This is a genomic window from Microbacterium sp. LEMMJ01, assembly GCF_002114135.1.
In the GTDB taxonomy this organism is placed as follows: domain Bacteria; phylum Actinomycetota; class Actinomycetes; order Actinomycetales; family Microbacteriaceae; genus Microbacterium.
Genome location: NZ_NCTV01000017.1, coordinates 387989 through 401711, shown reverse-complemented (window position 1 = coordinate 401711; position 13723 = coordinate 387989). Strand labels below are relative to the sequence as shown.

At 69.7% G+C, this 13723-nt stretch carries 14 protein-coding genes; 2 read left to right on the top strand and 12 right to left on the bottom strand.

All coding sequences use genetic code 11. The annotated features are described in order from the left end of the window. Positions 1-19: 19 nt before the first annotated feature. The 9 genes from B7W94_RS04375 to B7W94_RS04335 form a co-directional block, all read right to left on the bottom strand. Positions 20-556: a flavin reductase family protein gene (locus tag B7W94_RS04375; RefSeq protein ID WP_025103994.1), complete on the bottom strand. Its 537-nt coding sequence runs from the start codon at positions 554-556 to the stop codon at positions 20-22. Beyond that, entirely contained in the window at positions 553-1902 is a 1350-nt protein-coding gene (locus B7W94_RS04370) for an FAD-dependent oxidoreductase (protein WP_062766119.1), read from the bottom strand. Before B7W94_RS04370 ends, B7W94_RS04375 begins: the two co-directional genes overlap by 4 nt. Continuing rightward, complete coding sequence (fdxA, locus tag B7W94_RS04365; RefSeq protein ID WP_025103996.1) at positions 1899-2225, bottom strand: ferredoxin; 327 nt, start codon at positions 2223-2225, stop codon at positions 1899-1901. Before fdxA ends, B7W94_RS04370 begins: the two co-directional genes overlap by 4 nt. A 155-nt stretch (positions 2226-2380) precedes the next feature. Continuing rightward, positions 2381-4633: a glycoside hydrolase family 3 N-terminal domain-containing protein gene (locus B7W94_RS04360; protein WP_085604730.1), complete on the bottom strand. Its 2253-nt coding sequence runs from the start codon at positions 4631-4633 to the stop codon at positions 2381-2383. Further along, positions 4633-5781 carry an ABC transporter permease gene (locus B7W94_RS04355; protein ID WP_085604727.1) on the bottom strand — a complete coding sequence of 383 codons (1149 nt, stop codon included), beginning with the start codon at positions 5779-5781 and terminating at the stop codon, positions 4633-4635. The genes B7W94_RS04360 and B7W94_RS04355 overlap by 1 nt, the downstream gene beginning before the upstream one ends. Position 5782: 1 nt before the next feature. Continuing rightward, entirely contained in the window at positions 5783-6871 is a 1089-nt protein-coding gene (locus B7W94_RS04350) for an ABC transporter permease (protein ID WP_085604724.1), read from the bottom strand. After that, positions 6868-7674, bottom strand: coding sequence for an ABC transporter ATP-binding protein (locus B7W94_RS04345; RefSeq protein ID WP_085604721.1), 807 nt, complete (start codon positions 7672-7674; stop codon positions 6868-6870). Before B7W94_RS04345 ends, B7W94_RS04350 begins: the two co-directional genes overlap by 4 nt. Then, complete coding sequence (locus B7W94_RS04340; RefSeq protein ID WP_025104001.1) at positions 7671-8495, bottom strand: ABC transporter ATP-binding protein; 825 nt, start codon at positions 8493-8495, stop codon at positions 7671-7673. The genes B7W94_RS04345 and B7W94_RS04340 overlap by 4 nt, the downstream gene beginning before the upstream one ends. Before the next feature lie 105 nt (positions 8496-8600). Then, positions 8601-10262 (bottom strand): ABC transporter substrate-binding protein, encoded by a 1662-nt coding sequence (locus B7W94_RS04335; protein ID WP_085604718.1) that lies wholly within the window; start codon positions 10260-10262, stop codon positions 8601-8603. A gap of 153 nt (positions 10263-10415) precedes the next feature. Between B7W94_RS04335 and B7W94_RS04330 the strand changes: the two genes are divergently transcribed. Both B7W94_RS04330 and B7W94_RS04325 read left to right on the top strand, forming a co-directional pair. Next, complete coding sequence (locus B7W94_RS04330) at positions 10416-11057, top strand: TetR/AcrR family transcriptional regulator (RefSeq protein ID WP_025104003.1); 642 nt, start codon at positions 10416-10418, stop codon at positions 11055-11057. A 109-nt stretch (positions 11058-11166) separates the two neighbouring features. Then, positions 11167-12414, top strand: coding sequence for an amidohydrolase (locus tag B7W94_RS04325; RefSeq protein ID WP_085604715.1), 1248 nt, complete (start codon positions 11167-11169; stop codon positions 12412-12414). A 15-nt stretch (positions 12415-12429) separates the two neighbouring features. On the opposite strand, the gene B7W94_RS04320 is transcribed toward B7W94_RS04325, so the two are convergent. Genes B7W94_RS04320 through B7W94_RS04310 form a run of 3 tightly spaced genes read right to left on the bottom strand, consistent with a single transcriptional unit; the run spans position 12430 to position 13708 of the window. Continuing rightward, complete coding sequence (locus B7W94_RS04320; RefSeq protein WP_025104005.1) at positions 12430-13134, bottom strand: GTP pyrophosphokinase; 705 nt, start codon at positions 13132-13134, stop codon at positions 12430-12432. 53 nt (positions 13135-13187) lie between these two features. Next, positions 13188-13451, bottom strand: a complete 264-nt coding sequence (locus B7W94_RS04315; RefSeq protein WP_085604712.1) for a type II toxin-antitoxin system RelE family toxin — start codon at positions 13449-13451, stop codon at positions 13188-13190. Further along, positions 13448-13708, bottom strand: coding sequence for a type II toxin-antitoxin system prevent-host-death family antitoxin (locus tag B7W94_RS04310; RefSeq protein WP_085604709.1), 261 nt, complete (start codon positions 13706-13708; stop codon positions 13448-13450). Before B7W94_RS04310 ends, B7W94_RS04315 begins: the two co-directional genes overlap by 4 nt. Positions 13709-13723 lie beyond the last annotated feature (15 nt).

Sequence of the window (13723 nt, the reverse complement as noted above, 5' to 3'; positions counted from 1 at the left end):
GGTTCCTTTCGTGACGGGGTCAGAGGGCGGTGTCGTGGGACAGGGCGTGGAATCGGCGGTCGATGTAGACGAGCGGGCGGGCCGGGCGGCCGGTGAGCACCTCGAGCACCTCGGCGATCACCACGGTCGACGAACCGACGGGCACGGTCTGGATCGCCCGGCAGCGCAGGGCGACACGGGCCTCCGCCAGGTGCGGCTCGCCGGTCGGCAGCGTCGTCCAGCCCTGCTCGGGCGTGAAGCGCTCGGAGCCGCTCACCGCGAAGCTCTGGGCGAGCGCGGAGTGCTCGTCGTCGATGAGGTGCACGACGAAGGTGTCGGCGCCGAGGATGGCCCCGGCGCTCCCGGTCGCCCTGGTCACCGAGAACACGATCGCCGCCGGGTCGACCGCGACCGACGACACGCTCGACGCCGTGAGGCCGACGGGGCCGTCCGGACCCTGCGCCGTGATGATGGCGACACCGGCGGGGTGGGTGCGGAACGCCGCCTTGAGCCCCTCCCCGACCGGCGTGGGCACCGGAGCGGCGGGGTGCGGGGTGGTGTGCGGGTCGGGGGTCATCGGGTGCTCTCCTCGAGAGGGATGGGGGTGGGGGTCGCGTGGGCGCGCATGGCCGCGCGGTCGACGAGCTTCGTGCGCTCCCGGCCGCGGACGGCTCCGGCGCGGCGCTCGGCCTCGTCGATGCGCAACCAACCCTCCCAGTCCACCACGCCGGGGAGGTCCAGGGGCGGGTCGCGGTCGATGCGGGCGGACGGCGTCGCGGCGAGGTCCTCCACGAGATGCTGCACGGTCTGCGCGGCGTCGGACTTGGTCGAGCCGATGAGCCCGATCGGCCCGCGCTTGATCCAGCCGGTCGCATAGAGACCCGGGACGGGCGTGCCGTCGGCATCGAGCACCCGTCCTTCCGCGTTCGGAACGATGCCCCGCGCCGCGTCGAACGGCACGCCGGGCACGGGCGAGGAGAGGTAGCCGATCGCCCGGTAGACGGCGCCGACCTCGTACCGCACGAGCTCGCCGGTGCCGATCATGCGGCCGAGCGGATCGGAGGCCGAGCGCTCGAACTCGATGCCCTCCACACGGTCGGTGCCGAGGACGCGGACGGGTCGATGCCGGAAGTGCAGGTGGATGCGCCGGGAGGCTTCGGTGGACGGACGCTGCGCCCATTCCGTGAGGGTGCGCACGATGATGCGGCGCTGCGAGAACTGCTCCAGCATGCGGGCGGCGTGGTCGTCGAGCGCGAGGTCGGCGGGATCGACGACCACCTCCACGTCGTGCTGCTCCCCGAGCTCGCGCAGCTCCAGAGCGGAGAAACGCACATCGGCCGGACCGCGACGGGCGAACAGGTGCACGTCGCGGACCCGGCTCGCGGCGAGCGCGTCGAGGATGTGGTCGGGGGTGTCGGTCGACTCCAGCGCCGCGGCGTGCTTCGCGAGGATGCGCGTGACGTCGAGGGCGACGTTGCCCGCCCCGAGCACGGCCACGGCCTCCGCCTCCAGGCCCCAGCCCCGCGCGACGTCGGGGTGCGCGTCGTACCAGGCCACGAAATCCGCGGCGCCGAACGATCCGGGGAGGTCGGCTCCCGGCACGTCGAACGTCACGTCACGGTCGGCTCCGGTCGCGATGACGACGCCGTCGTACGCCCGGTGGAGCTCGTCGACCGTCACATCGACGCCCACCTCGACGTTGCCGAGCAGCCGGATGCCGGGCTGAAGGAGCACGTCGTGCAGCGCATCGATGATCTTGCGGATGCGCGGATGGTCGGGGGCGACGCCATAGCGGACGAGGCCGTACGGAGCGGGGAGCTTCTCGTACAGGTCGATGGCCGCCTCCGGCACCTGAGCCCGGAGGAGGTCGGCGGCGTAGATGCCTGCGGGTCCCGCGCCGACGATGGCGATGCGCGGAGTCACTCGTGCACTTCCTGGGGCGGGAGCGCGGCGATGAGCGGGTGGTCGTGACGGATGAGTCCGGTGCGGGCGGCGCCGCCGGGCGAGCCGATCTCGTCGAAGAACTCGACGTTGGCCTTGTAGTAGTCCTGCCACTCGTCGGGCAGGTCGTCCTCGTAGTAGATCGCCTCGACCGGGCACACCGGCTCGCACGCTCCGCAGTCCACGCACTCGTCGGGGTGGATGTAGAGCGACCGCTCCCCTTCATAGATGCAGTCGACCGGGCATTCGTCGATGCACGCCTTGTCCTTGAGGTCGACGCACGGCAGTGCGATTACATACGTCATCGCGGCTTCTTCTCTGTCCCACTCACGCCCTCCACCGTAAAACCTCAAGCGCACTTGAGGTCAAATCGAGGCCGAGACCCCGACCTCTCGCCGAGACCCCGCCTCCGCCGCGCGGACACGATGGGGTCTCGGCGGGAAAGCGGGGTCTCGGGGAATCAGGAACGGGAGATCTCGAAGGGGGCGGGGAGGAGGTGCTCCTCGCGGGAGCTGGGGCCGACGAGGAGCGTGAAGGCGCCGGCCTCCACGGTCCGGACGCCTGCGGCGGTCACGATCGTGCAGTCCGCGACGGGGACCTCGATCCGCACGCGCGCACTCTCCCCCGGCGCGAGGTCGACCTGCCGGAAGGCCTTGAGCTCGCGGTCGGTCCAGCTCACGCTCGTCACCTCGTCCCGCACGTACGCCTGCACGGTCTCGCGGACGGGCCGGTCCCCCGTGTTCGTCACGGTCACGTGCCCCACCACGGTGTCGCCGAGGCGCAGCCCCGTCTGCTCCAGCTCCAGCTCCGCGTACGTCACGGTCGTGTACGACCGGCCCTCGCCGAAGGCCCACGCGGGCGCCTGGGTCAGGTCGGCGTAGCGGTCGCCGTGCTGACCACGGATCTGGTTGTAGTAGGTCGGCTGCTGCCCGACGTGCCGCGCGAACGAGATGGGCAGCCGCCCCGAGGGTTCCACGGCACCCGTGACGATGTCGGCGAGCGCCCATCCGCCCTGCATACCCGGATTCGCGGCCCAGACCACCGCCGCCGCCCGCTGCACCGACGGCGGGAGCACGAGCGGCTTGGACGCGAGGAGCACCACGACGACGGGCTTCCCGGTGTCGATGAGCGCGTCGAGCAGCGCATTCTGGCCGCCGATGAGCTCCAGCGTGGCCGTGGACCGCCCCTCGCCCACGAGCTCGATGCGATCGCCGACCACCGCGACCACGACGTCGGCGGCCTCGGCAGCGGCCACCGCCTCCGCGATGAGCGCAGGATCCGGCGGGCACGGCTGCACCACGGGAGGACGCGGCTGGTTGTCCGGGAAGTGCGTGCCGCGGGGGTCGTCGGCGAGCGTGAGGATGTCGGCGCCGCGTGCATGCGTGACCGTCCACGCGTCCACCGCACGGAGGCCGTCGAGCACGGTCGTGATCATCTCGCGGGGCTGTCCGTCGAGCCAGCCCGCCTGACCCGAGCCGCCGGCCCAGTCGCCGAGCTGCGTCTGCGCGTCGTCCGCGAGCGGCCCGGTCACCGCCACCCGCAGCGGCGCCGCGGCATCCAGCGGCAGCACGCCGTCGTTCTCCAGGAGCACGAGCGAACGGCGCGCGATCTCGAGGTTGAGTTCCGCGTGCGCGGCGCTGCCGACCACGGCGGACACGTCGTCGCGGGGCAGCCGGGGGTCCTCGAAGAGCCCGAGTTCGAACTTCAGCGTGAGGATGCGGGAGACCGCGTCGTCGAAGGCGTCCTCCGGCAGCAGCCCCCGGGCGACCGCGTCCAGCGCCCCCTCGAAGAACCCGGGCGTGGTCATCACCATGTCGTTCCCGGCGCGCACCGCGGCGGCCGCGGCATGGGTGAGGTCGGGCTGCACCCGCTGCTCCCACACCATCCGGCCCACGTTGTCCCAGTCCGTGATGAGGGTGCCGGTGTAACCCCACTCGCCGCGGAGCACGTCGCTGAGCAGCCACTCGTTCAGCGTGATCGGCACCCCGTCGGTCGTCTGGTAGCCGAGCATGAACGTCCGGCAGCCCTCGCGGGCGACCCGCTCGAACGGCGGCAGGAACCAGGAGCGCAGCTTGCGCGGGGAGATGTCCGCCTCGCTCGCGTCGCGTCCGCCCTGCGTCTCCGAGTAGCCGGCGAAGTGCTTGGCCGTCGCGAGGATGGCCGTGGGGTCGTCGAGCCCGTCGCCCTGATAGCCGCGCACCATGGCCGAAGCGAGCTCCCCGATGAGGAACGGGTCCTCCCCGAACGTCTCCCCCACCCGCCCCCAGCGCAGGTCGCGGGCGATGCACAGCACCGGCGAGAACGTCCAGTGGATGCCGGTCACGGCGACCTCCTCGGCCGTCGCCCGCGCCACGCGCTCGACGAGTGCCGGATCCCAGGAGGCTGCCATGCCGAGCTGCGTGGGGTAGATCGTGCCTCCGGGCCAGAACGAGTGGCCGTGGATGCAGTCCTCGCCCACGAGCAGCGGGATGCCGAGCCGGGTCTGCGCGACCAGGGCGGCAGCCCGCCGCAGACGCTCATCCGAGGCGTGCAGGATCGATCCCGCGTGCCGCCGGAGCACGTGGTCGTCGATGTCGTCGCGGGCGTCGAGCTGGAGCATCTGCCCGACCTTCTCATCCACCGTCATCCGGCTGAGGAGGTCGGCCACGCGTTCGGGGATCGAGAGAGCGGGGTCCTGATACGGGAGTTGCGTGGTCAGAGTCTGAGAGGTCATCACTTCGTGTTCTGGTTCGTGTGCGGTGTCGCGGTGTTCGCGGAGTCGGTGGCGCCGGAAGCGCCCGGCGAGGTCGCCGACGATACGGGATCGGGAGCCTTCTTCGGCAGGGGCACGCTGCGGACGGCCGTGACGGCGTCGTTCACGTTCAGCCCCTTCTTCTTCATCGCCCTGGCCCGCTCACCGGCCGACCGCAGTCGCGGATTGACGTACTCGTCGATGCCGAAGTTGATGAGCGAAAGCGCGACGCCGATGATCGCGATGCAGAGCCCGGCCGGCACGTACCACCACCACAGTCGCGGGAAGGCACCGTTCTGCTGCGCCCAGAACAGGATGGTCCCCCAGTTGAGGTTGCTGACCGGGATCACGCCGATGAAGGCCAGGGTCGTGAGACCGAGGATGGCTGCCGTCACGGTGCCGACGAAGCTCGAGGCGATGAGCGCCATGAGGTTCGGGAGCATCTCGACCGTGATGATGCGGCGCAGCGGCTCGCCGTTCGCGCGGGCGGCCTGGATGAAGTCGCGGTTGCGCAACGACATGGTCTGCGCGCGCAGCACCCGGGCGCCCCACGCCCACCCGGTGATCCCGAGCACCGCGGCGATCACGATCAGCGGCGGGTTCTCGAACTGCGAGGCGATGATGATGATCAGCGGGATGCCGGGGATCACCAGGAACACGTTGGTCAGCGCCGACAGCGATTCGCTCTTCCAGCCGCGCACGTAGCCGGCGATCACACCGATCGTGATCGCGATGATCGTGGCGATGAACGCCGCGAGGAAGCCGACGACGATCACCCCGCGGGTGCCGTAGATGATCTGGCTCAGCACGTCCTCACCCATGTGCGTCGTGCCCAGCCAGTGCTCCCAGGATGGCGGCTGACGCAGCGCCGTGCGGTCCTTCTGGGTCGGTCCGTACGGGGCGATCCACGGGGCGAAGATCGCGATGAGCACGAACGCCCCGAGGATGAGGAGGCCGGCGATCGACTTGGGGTTGCGGAACATCGCGAACGCCTGCGCGAGCTGCGACCAGAAGGTCTTGCGGGGCGGCGTCCCGGCCGGCGGGGTGCGCAGCGTGGCGGTCTCGGGCATGCCGGAGACGACGGCCGATCCGTCCGGCGCTGTGTTCGCTGCGGTGGTGGGGACGGTCATGTCAGGACTCCATCTGGCGCGTGCGCGGGTCGAGGTAGGCGTAGACGACATCAGCGAGGATGTTGGCCACGAGCACCGACAGCGTGATCACGAGGAACACGCCCTGCATGAGGGCGAAGTCCTTGGCGTTGGTCGCGTCGAGCAGCAGCTTGCCGACACCCGGATAGCTGAACACCATCTCCATGACGATCGTGCCGCCGACGATGAAGCCGATCGACAGCGCGAAGCTCTGGATCTGCGGCAGCACCGCGTTGCGGGCGGCGTAGCCCCAGAGCACGCGCTTGTTGGGCATGCCCTTCGCCTGCGCGACCGTGATGTAGTCGTCGTCGAGCACCGTCAGCATCATGTTGCGCATGCCGAGCACCCACCCGCCGAGCGAGGCGACCACGATGGTCAGAGCCGGGAGCGTGCCGTGCATGATCACCTGGCCGATGAAGTCGAGGCTCCATTCCGGCGACTGCCCCTTGTCGTAGGCGTGCGATGAGGGGAACCACTTCAGGGTCGAGGAGAAGATCGCGATGGCGATGAGTCCCAGCCAGAAGTACGGGATCGTGTTGAAGAACGTCGTCACCGGGATGATCGCGTCGAGCTTGCTGCCGCGCTTCCACCCGACGACGGCTCCGAGCAGCGTGCCGATCGCGAACGAGATGACGGTCGCGATGCCGACCAGTCCGAGCGTCCAGGGCAGGGCGGCGGCGAGCACCTCGGCGACCGGCCGCAGACCGTGCAGGGTCGAGATGCCGAGGTCGCCGCGCAGCAGCATCCCCCAGTACTCGAGGTACTGCTGCCAGATGGACTTGTCGGTGTCGATGCCGAGGAGCACGCGCAGGGCCTCCGCCGCCTCGGGGCTCACGGTGCGGTTGCGCGCGAGGTACGAGCTGACCGCGTCGCCCTTCATGAGGCGGGGCAGGAAGAAGTTGATCGTGATCGCCGCCCACAGCGTGAACAGGTAGAACGCCGCGCGACCGGCGAAGAAGCGCCACGGCACCGGCCGCCTGGTGCGCTCTGCCCTGGTCGCCGTGGTGCCGACCTCCAGGGCATCGCGGGCGATGAGGTCGTTGTCGTCGAGCTGGGGGAGAGCGGAGCTCACAGCGCGCCTCCGTTCGATGCCGCCGCGGCGAAGTGCTTCTCCGGATCAGGAGAGGCCGCGCGCAGCTCGCGGGTGTACGGATCCTGCGGGTTGAGGATCACGTCGTCGGCGGTGCCGTACTCGACCACGCGCCCCTGGTTGAGGACCATGATCTCGTCGCTGAAGTGCCGGGCGGTCGCCAGGTCGTGCGTGATGTAGAGCACACCGAGTCCCTCTTCGCGCTGCAAGTCGGCGAGCAGGTTCAGCACGCCGAGCCGGATCGAGACGTCGAGCATCGACACCGGCTCGTCGGCGACGAGGAGCGAGGGACGCGAGGCCAGGGCGCGCGCGATGGCCACGCGCTGCCGCTGACCGCCCGACAGCTCGTGGGGGCGGCGGTCGATCACCGCGTCCGCATCGAGGCGCACCCGGTCGAGGAGCCGACGCACCTCGTTCTCGGTCTCCTTCCTCGGCACCACGTCGTCGAGGCGGAGCGGACGCTCCAGGTGGTAGCGGATGGAGTGGTACGGGTTGAGCGAGGCGAACGGGTCCTGGAACACCATCCGCAGCTGCTGGCGATACCTTCGCAGGCCCTTGCCGCGGCGCGGGATCGGCGTGCCGTCGAGCAGCACCTCGCCGCTGGTCGGGGTCTCGAGCTGGGTGAGGATCTTCGCGATCGTGGACTTGCCGCTGCCGGACTGGCCGACCAGGCCGATCGTTTGGCCCGACGTCAGGGTGAAGCTCACGTCGTCGAGGGCTTTGATCTGCCCGGCGCCTCGGACGTTGTACGCCTTCGTGACATGGCGGAATTCGAGGGTGGTCATCGCACCAGCACCCCTCTCTCCCCGGTGAGCCGGGGGAACGACGACAGCAGCGTCTTCGTGTACTCGTGCTCCGGCTGGGTCCAGATGCGCTCCGCCGTGTCGAGCTCGATGATCTCTCCTTCGCGCATGATCGCGATCCGGTCGCTGATCTCCAGCAGAAGCGGCAGGTCGTGGGTGATGAAGATCACCGAGAAGCCGAACTCGTGCCGCAGCTGGGAGATCTGCTTGAGGATCTCCCGCTGCACCAGCACGTCGAGCGCGGTCGTCGGCTCGTCCATGACCATCAGCTGCGGACGGAGCGCCAGGGCCATGGCGATCATGACGCGCTGGCGCATGCCGCCGGAGAGCTCGTGCGGGAAGGAGCGCACGCGCTGACGGCCGACCTTGACGATCTCGAGCAGTTCCTCGGCCTCGGCACGCCGCTGCCTGCGGTTCATGTCGGGGCGGTGGATCTCGAACACGTCCTCCAACTGGGAGCCGATCGTGGCCACGGGGTTGAGGGCGTTCATCGCGCCCTGGAACACCATCGACACCTTGTCCCAGCGGAATCGCTGCATCGCGTCGACGTCCAGCGCGTTGATGTCGATGTCGATGCCGGTCGCGTCGTGGAAGGTCACGCTGCCGCCGGTGATGACGGCCGGAGCACGCAGCAGGCGCTGCACCCCGTAGGCGAGCGTGGTCTTGCCGCATCCGCTCTCCCCGGCGAGGCCCAGGATCTCGCCGCGCTGCAGTTCGAGGGTCACGTTCTTCACCGCCTCGACGGGTGGATCGACGTCGTACACGACGGAGAAGTCGCGCACGGTGAGCAGGGGATCTGGCATGGGGGTGTCCTTCGTGGGGGGCGGGCCCTTCGACAGGCTCAGGGACCCAGATGGGTGGCTGAGCCTGTCGAAGCCCCGCCGTGGGTGGCTGAGCCTGTCGAAGTCCTACTCGGCGGGCTTCAGCTTCGTGAGGATCTGCACGATGTTCGGCTGCGTCGGGTCGGCGGACGCGTACGTGTCGGTCTCCGACGGCCAGCCGACGTAGTTGCGCGTGTTGAACTCGCCGAGCAGCGGGTGGGCGCCCAGCGGGATGGCCGGCACCTGCTCCGAGAAGATCGTCTGCAGCGTGTCGATCGCGGCGGTGCGCTCCTCGTCGGACGAGGCGTTGGCGTAGGTGTTCAGTGCGGCGGTCGCCTCCGGGTCGTCGAAGCGGCCGAAGTTGAAGCCGGCCTTGCCCTCGGGCGAGATCCAGCGCGGGTCCATGGTCGACGTGTACAGGCCGTACGCCGTGCCGCTGTCCTCCAGCCAGTGGATGATCGCGGAGAACGTGCCGTTGTCGCGGGGGTCGGCCCAGCCGCCCCAGTCGGGCATGTCGATCTTGACCTCGGCGCCGATGCTGTCCTTCACGTCCTCGGCGATGAGCTCCTGCGCCGTGTTCCAGTCGCTCCAGCCGGAGGGGACGGAGAGCGTGAACGAGACGGGCGTGCCGTCGGGGTCGATCAGGGCGTCGTCCTTCCAGGTGTACCCGGCGGTCTCCAGCAGGTCACGCGCCTTCTCGGCGTCGACCTTGTAGTCCACGCCCTGGAACTCGGGCTGGATCTCGTCCTCGAGGATCGACGACAGCCCCGTGACCGACCAGACGGCCTCGCTGGCACCCTCGCGTGCGATGTCGACGTAGGCGTCGCGGTCGATCACCCAGGCGAGCGCCTGACGGAAGGCGGGGTCGTCGAACGGCTTCTGCTGCAGGTTCATGAACAGCGTGGCGGAGCCGGTGGTCGGGGAGGCGAGGAACTTGTTGTGCTCGGGGTCGGCCGAGAGGAACTGCTCCTCGATCTGCGGGATGAACGCCTGCGCCCAGTCGGCGTCGCCGTTCGCGAGGGCCGTGGTGAGGGCGGTGTTGTCGCCGTACGAGACGTAGTGCAGCTCCGGCACGGCGAGGTCGCCGCCCCAGTAGTCGTCGCGCGCGTCGAGCGTGACCGACTCGGTCGACCAGTTCGCCATCGCGTAGGGGCCGGTGCCGACGAGGTCGTCACCCGTGACGGGGTCGGTGGCCGGGTCGTCGAAGTTCTCCCAGATGTGCTTGGGGACGATGGGCACGTGCAGCACGCGGGCCTGGTTGACGTACTTGGAGTCGCCGAAGCTCAGCACGACCGTGTCGCCGTCGACCTCGGCGCCCTCGAACTTGAGGCCGGCCGTGTCGAGGGCGGGGATCGAGGCGGTCTCGAAGGAGAAGACGATGTCCTCGGCCGTGAACGGCTCGCCGTCGCTCCAGGTGACGTCCGCGCGAGGGACGACCGTGAGCTGCGTGTAGTCGTCGTTCCACTCGAGGCTCTCGGCGAGCCACGGCGTGACACCGCGGTCGCCGGTCTGGTTCACCAGCGCGAGGGTCTCGAACACGACCTTGGCATAGCCGTACTTCGACGCGGCGGAGTCGCCGACGAACGGGTTGTTCGACTCGGTGGTGATCGCACCGTCGGGCTTCGCGATGGTGAGGGAGGCGGAACCGGCGTCATCGCCGGAACCACCGCCCGCCGAGCATCCGGCGAGCGCCGAGACGCCCAGGACGGCGACCGCGCTGGCGGCGATCAGGGTTTTCGTGAGCTTCATTGCTTCTCCTTGGGCACGGGTCCTTGTGCGGCGTGGCGGCCGACGGATCGCCTCCGACCGCCGCTTTTGCTTACTGTCGAGAAAGTAAGCTGTGGAGAGGTTACCGAGGAGTAAGTTGGTTGGCAAGCAGAGCGGGACGAGGGAGGTGGGTTCATGACGGACGACGTGCACGCTGTCCGGGTGCGCCCGGCCACGCGGGAGAAGCGCGAGCAGATCCTCAAGGCGGCCGTGGAGATCTTCGGCAACAAGGGCTCCACGAACGGCACGCTCGCCGACGTCGCCGAGCAGGTCGGCATCACGCACGCGGGCGTGCTGCATCACTTCGGCTCGAAGCAGAAGCTCCTCCTCGAGGTGCTCGCCTACCGCGACCAGGCCGACGTGGCCGACCTCGCCGAGAAGCACATCCCCGACGGACCGGAGCTGTTCCTCCACCTCGTCCGCACGGCGTTCGCCAACGAGAAGCGGCCGGGCATCGTGCAGGCCTACACGGTCCTGTCCTCCGAGTCGGTGACCGACGACCACCCCGGTCGCGAGTACTTCGAGGAGCGCTACACGACCCTGCGCCGAGAGGTGACGGCGGCGTTCGGCGAGCTCTGCGCGCAGGAGGGTGTGACCGAACCCGCGACCATCGCCGCCGCGTCGGCCGCCATCCTCGCCGTGATGGACGGCCTGCAGCTCCAGTGGCTCCTGCACCCCGAGGTGATCGGACTCGGCGAGACGAGCGAGTTCGCGATCCAGGCGATCGTGAACGCCGTGCTGCGTCCCGGACCCGAACTGCCGACCTACGTGCACTGACCCTGCCGAGACCCCGCGTTCCCGTCGAGACCCCGCGCTCCCGGCGCGGGGAAGCCGGGGTCACGGCGGAACGCCGGGGTCTCGGCGCGCACCCGGCTAGGCTCTGGCCATGACGATCGACCTCGAAGCGCTCTACATCGACCTGCATCAGCATCCCGAGCTCTCGTTCCAGGAGACGCGCACCGCCGGCATCGCCGCCCAGCACCTGCGCGACCTGGGCCTCGAGGTCGAAGAAGGCGTCGGGGTGACCGGCGTGGTCGGGGTGCTCCGCAACCCTTCGACAGGCTCAGGGACCCAGGATGAGGAGTTCCCGCGGCCGGTGGTGTGGGTGCGCGCCGATATGGACGCGCTGCCGGTCGAGGAGCAGACGGGGCTGGCGTACGCGAGCACCGCGAAGGGTGTCGACCCGGCCGGCACCACCGTGCCGGTGATGCACGCGTGCGGCCACGACATGCACGTCACCGCGATGATCGGCGCCGTCGAGAAGCTCGTGGCCACGCGCGCGGAGTGGTCGGGCACCCTCGTCGTGCTCATCCAGCCCGCCGAGGAGTACGGCGCCGGCGCCAGGGCGATGCTCGACGACGGCCTGCTCGACCGCTACCCGAAGCCCGACGTGGTGCTCGGTCAGCACGTCACCCCGCTCCCCGCCGGGATCATCGGCGTGCGCAGCGGCACCCAGATGGCCGCCTCGGACGGTCTCACCGTCATCCTGCACGGCCGCGGCGGCCACGGCTCCCGCCCGCACGCCACGATCGATCCGGTCGTGATGGCGGCCGCGACCGTGATGCGCCTGCAGACGATCGCCTCGCGCGAGATCGACCCGCAGGGCGTGGCCGTGGTGACGGTCGGCTCGATCCACGCCGGACTCAAGAACAACATCATCCCGGCCGAGGCGAAGCTCGAGCTCAGCCTCCGCTACCCGAACGAGGGCGTGCGGGAGAAGGTGCTGGCCAGTGTCGAGCGGATCGTGCGCGCCGAGGCGATGGCCTCCGGCGCGGAGCGCGAACCCGAGATCCACACGCAGCACACCCTGCCCGCCACGATCAACGACGAGGAGGCCACGGCGCGGGTCTCGGCGGCGCTGCGTCGGGCACTCGGGGAGTCGGCCGTCGTCGACCCCGGCATGTTCACCGGCAGCGAGGACGTCTCCTGGTTCGCCCGCGACGCCGAGGTGCCGCTCGTGTTCTGGTTCTGGGGCGGCGTCGACCCCGCCCGGTTCGCCGAGGCCGTCGCCGCGGGCACCGTGGAGAAGGACATCCCCACGAACCACTCGCCGTTCTTCGCGCCGGAGATCCATCCGACGATCGAGGTCGGGGTCACGGCGATGTCCGCCGCCGCCCGCGAGTTCCTCGCCTGACGCGGGTCGGGCTGCTCAGACCTCGACGATCCCCGGCGCGGGCGGAGGGGGCGGCGCGAGCTGCCGCTGCGGCACGCCATGGGCCTCGCGGTGCAGCCGCTCCATGCGGGTGTCGAGTTCGGCGGCGGCGTCGGCGGCGTCGCTGAGACTGTCGACGAGGTGCGCGGGCACCTGGTTGGAGAACTTGTAGTAGATCTTGTGCTCCAGGCTCGCCCAGAAGTCCATCGCGATGGTGCGGAACTGCACCTCGACCGGCACGGACAGCGCGCCCGTCGAGAGGAAGACGGGGACCTCGATGATGGCGTGCAGGCTCTTGTACCCGTTCGGCTTCGGGTTCGCGATGTAGTCCTTCACCGTGCGGACGGTCACGTCGTCCTGCGCGGTCAGCAGATCGAACAGCCGGTAGACGTCCGCGACGAAGCTGCACGTCACCCGCACTCCGGCGATGTCGGTGATCTCGGCACGGATGCGGTCGAAGTCGGGGTCGTCGATGCCCTTCCTGGCGATCTTCTCGACGATGCTGTCCGGCGACTTCAGCCGGCTCTTCACGTGCTCGATGGGGTTGTACGCGTGATCGTGGGTGAACTCGTCGCGGAGGATCGAGATCTTCGTCTCCACCTCGCGCATCCCGAACTCGTACTCGCGGAGGAAGCGCTGCAGCTGGTCGCGGAGCTCCTTCGCCTCGGAGATCAGGTGCTCGTCGACGGGGATCACGCTCATGAGGACGACGTTATCGATCCGTGATCGGAAACCCCTGTGGATTCCGGATGCCGTCAGAGGTCGTAGGCGTCCCGCCGGTGGGCGACGCGGACCACGGTGACGAGCACACGCTCGTCCACGACCTCGTAGAGCACACGGTAGTCGCCGATCCGCACGCGCCAGGCGTTGTCGAACCCGGCGAGCTTGCGGAGGCCGTGCGGACGAGGCTCCCGTTCGAGGTCGGAGATCCCGGCGAGGATGCGCCGACGGAGCTGAGGATCCAGCTTGCGGACCTCCTTCGCCGCTGCGGTCGTGAACTCGACGCGGGACCGCGTCACGGGAGTTCCGCACGGAGGTCATCGAGCGAGACTCGACCCCCGTCGTCCGCCGCCTTCGCCGCTCCGAACTCCGCCGCATCCCGCGCAGCCTCGAGCTCTTCCAGGAGCTCCAGGTCGTCGACGCCGATCACGACCGCGGTGAGCTTGCCGTGACGCGTCACCCCCACCCGCTCCGCCCCGTACGCGACACCGCCGAGAACGTCGGCGAGCTGATCGCGCAGATCCTTCGACGGCACGCTGCGGCTGAGAGTGTTCATACGTACAGAATACCT

Bases quoted from the DNA above. Each gene is read 5' to 3' on its own strand.
- B7W94_RS04375 (WP_025103994.1), bottom strand. From the start codon at position 556: ATGACCCCCGACCCGCACACCACCCCGCACCCCGCCGCTCCGGTGCCC.
- fdxA (WP_025103996.1), bottom strand. From the start codon at position 2,225: ATGACGTATGTAATCGCACTGCCGTGCGTCGACCTCAAGGACAAGGCG.
- B7W94_RS04360 (WP_085604730.1), bottom strand. From the start codon at position 4,633: ATGACCTCTCAGACTCTGACCACGCAACTCCCGTATCAGGACCCCGCT.
- B7W94_RS04355 (WP_085604727.1), bottom strand. From the start codon at position 5,781: ATGACCGTCCCCACCACCGCAGCGAACACAGCGCCGGACGGATCGGCC.
- B7W94_RS04345 (WP_085604721.1), bottom strand. From the start codon at position 7,674: ATGACCACCCTCGAATTCCGCCATGTCACGAAGGCGTACAACGTCCGA.
- B7W94_RS04340 (WP_025104001.1), bottom strand. From the start codon at position 8,495: ATGCCAGATCCCCTGCTCACCGTGCGCGACTTCTCCGTCGTGTACGAC.
- B7W94_RS04335 (WP_085604718.1), bottom strand. From the start codon at position 10,262: ATGAAGCTCACGAAAACCCTGATCGCCGCCAGCGCGGTCGCCGTCCTG.
- B7W94_RS04330 (WP_025104003.1), top strand. From the start codon at position 10,416: ATGACGGACGACGTGCACGCTGTCCGGGTGCGCCCGGCCACGCGGGAG.
- B7W94_RS04325 (WP_085604715.1), top strand. From the start codon at position 11,167: ATGACGATCGACCTCGAAGCGCTCTACATCGACCTGCATCAGCATCCC.
- B7W94_RS04320 (WP_025104005.1), bottom strand. From the start codon at position 13,134: ATGAGCGTGATCCCCGTCGACGAGCACCTGATCTCCGAGGCGAAGGAG.
- B7W94_RS04310 (WP_085604709.1), bottom strand. From the start codon at position 13,708: ATGAACACTCTCAGCCGCAGCGTGCCGTCGAAGGATCTGCGCGATCAG.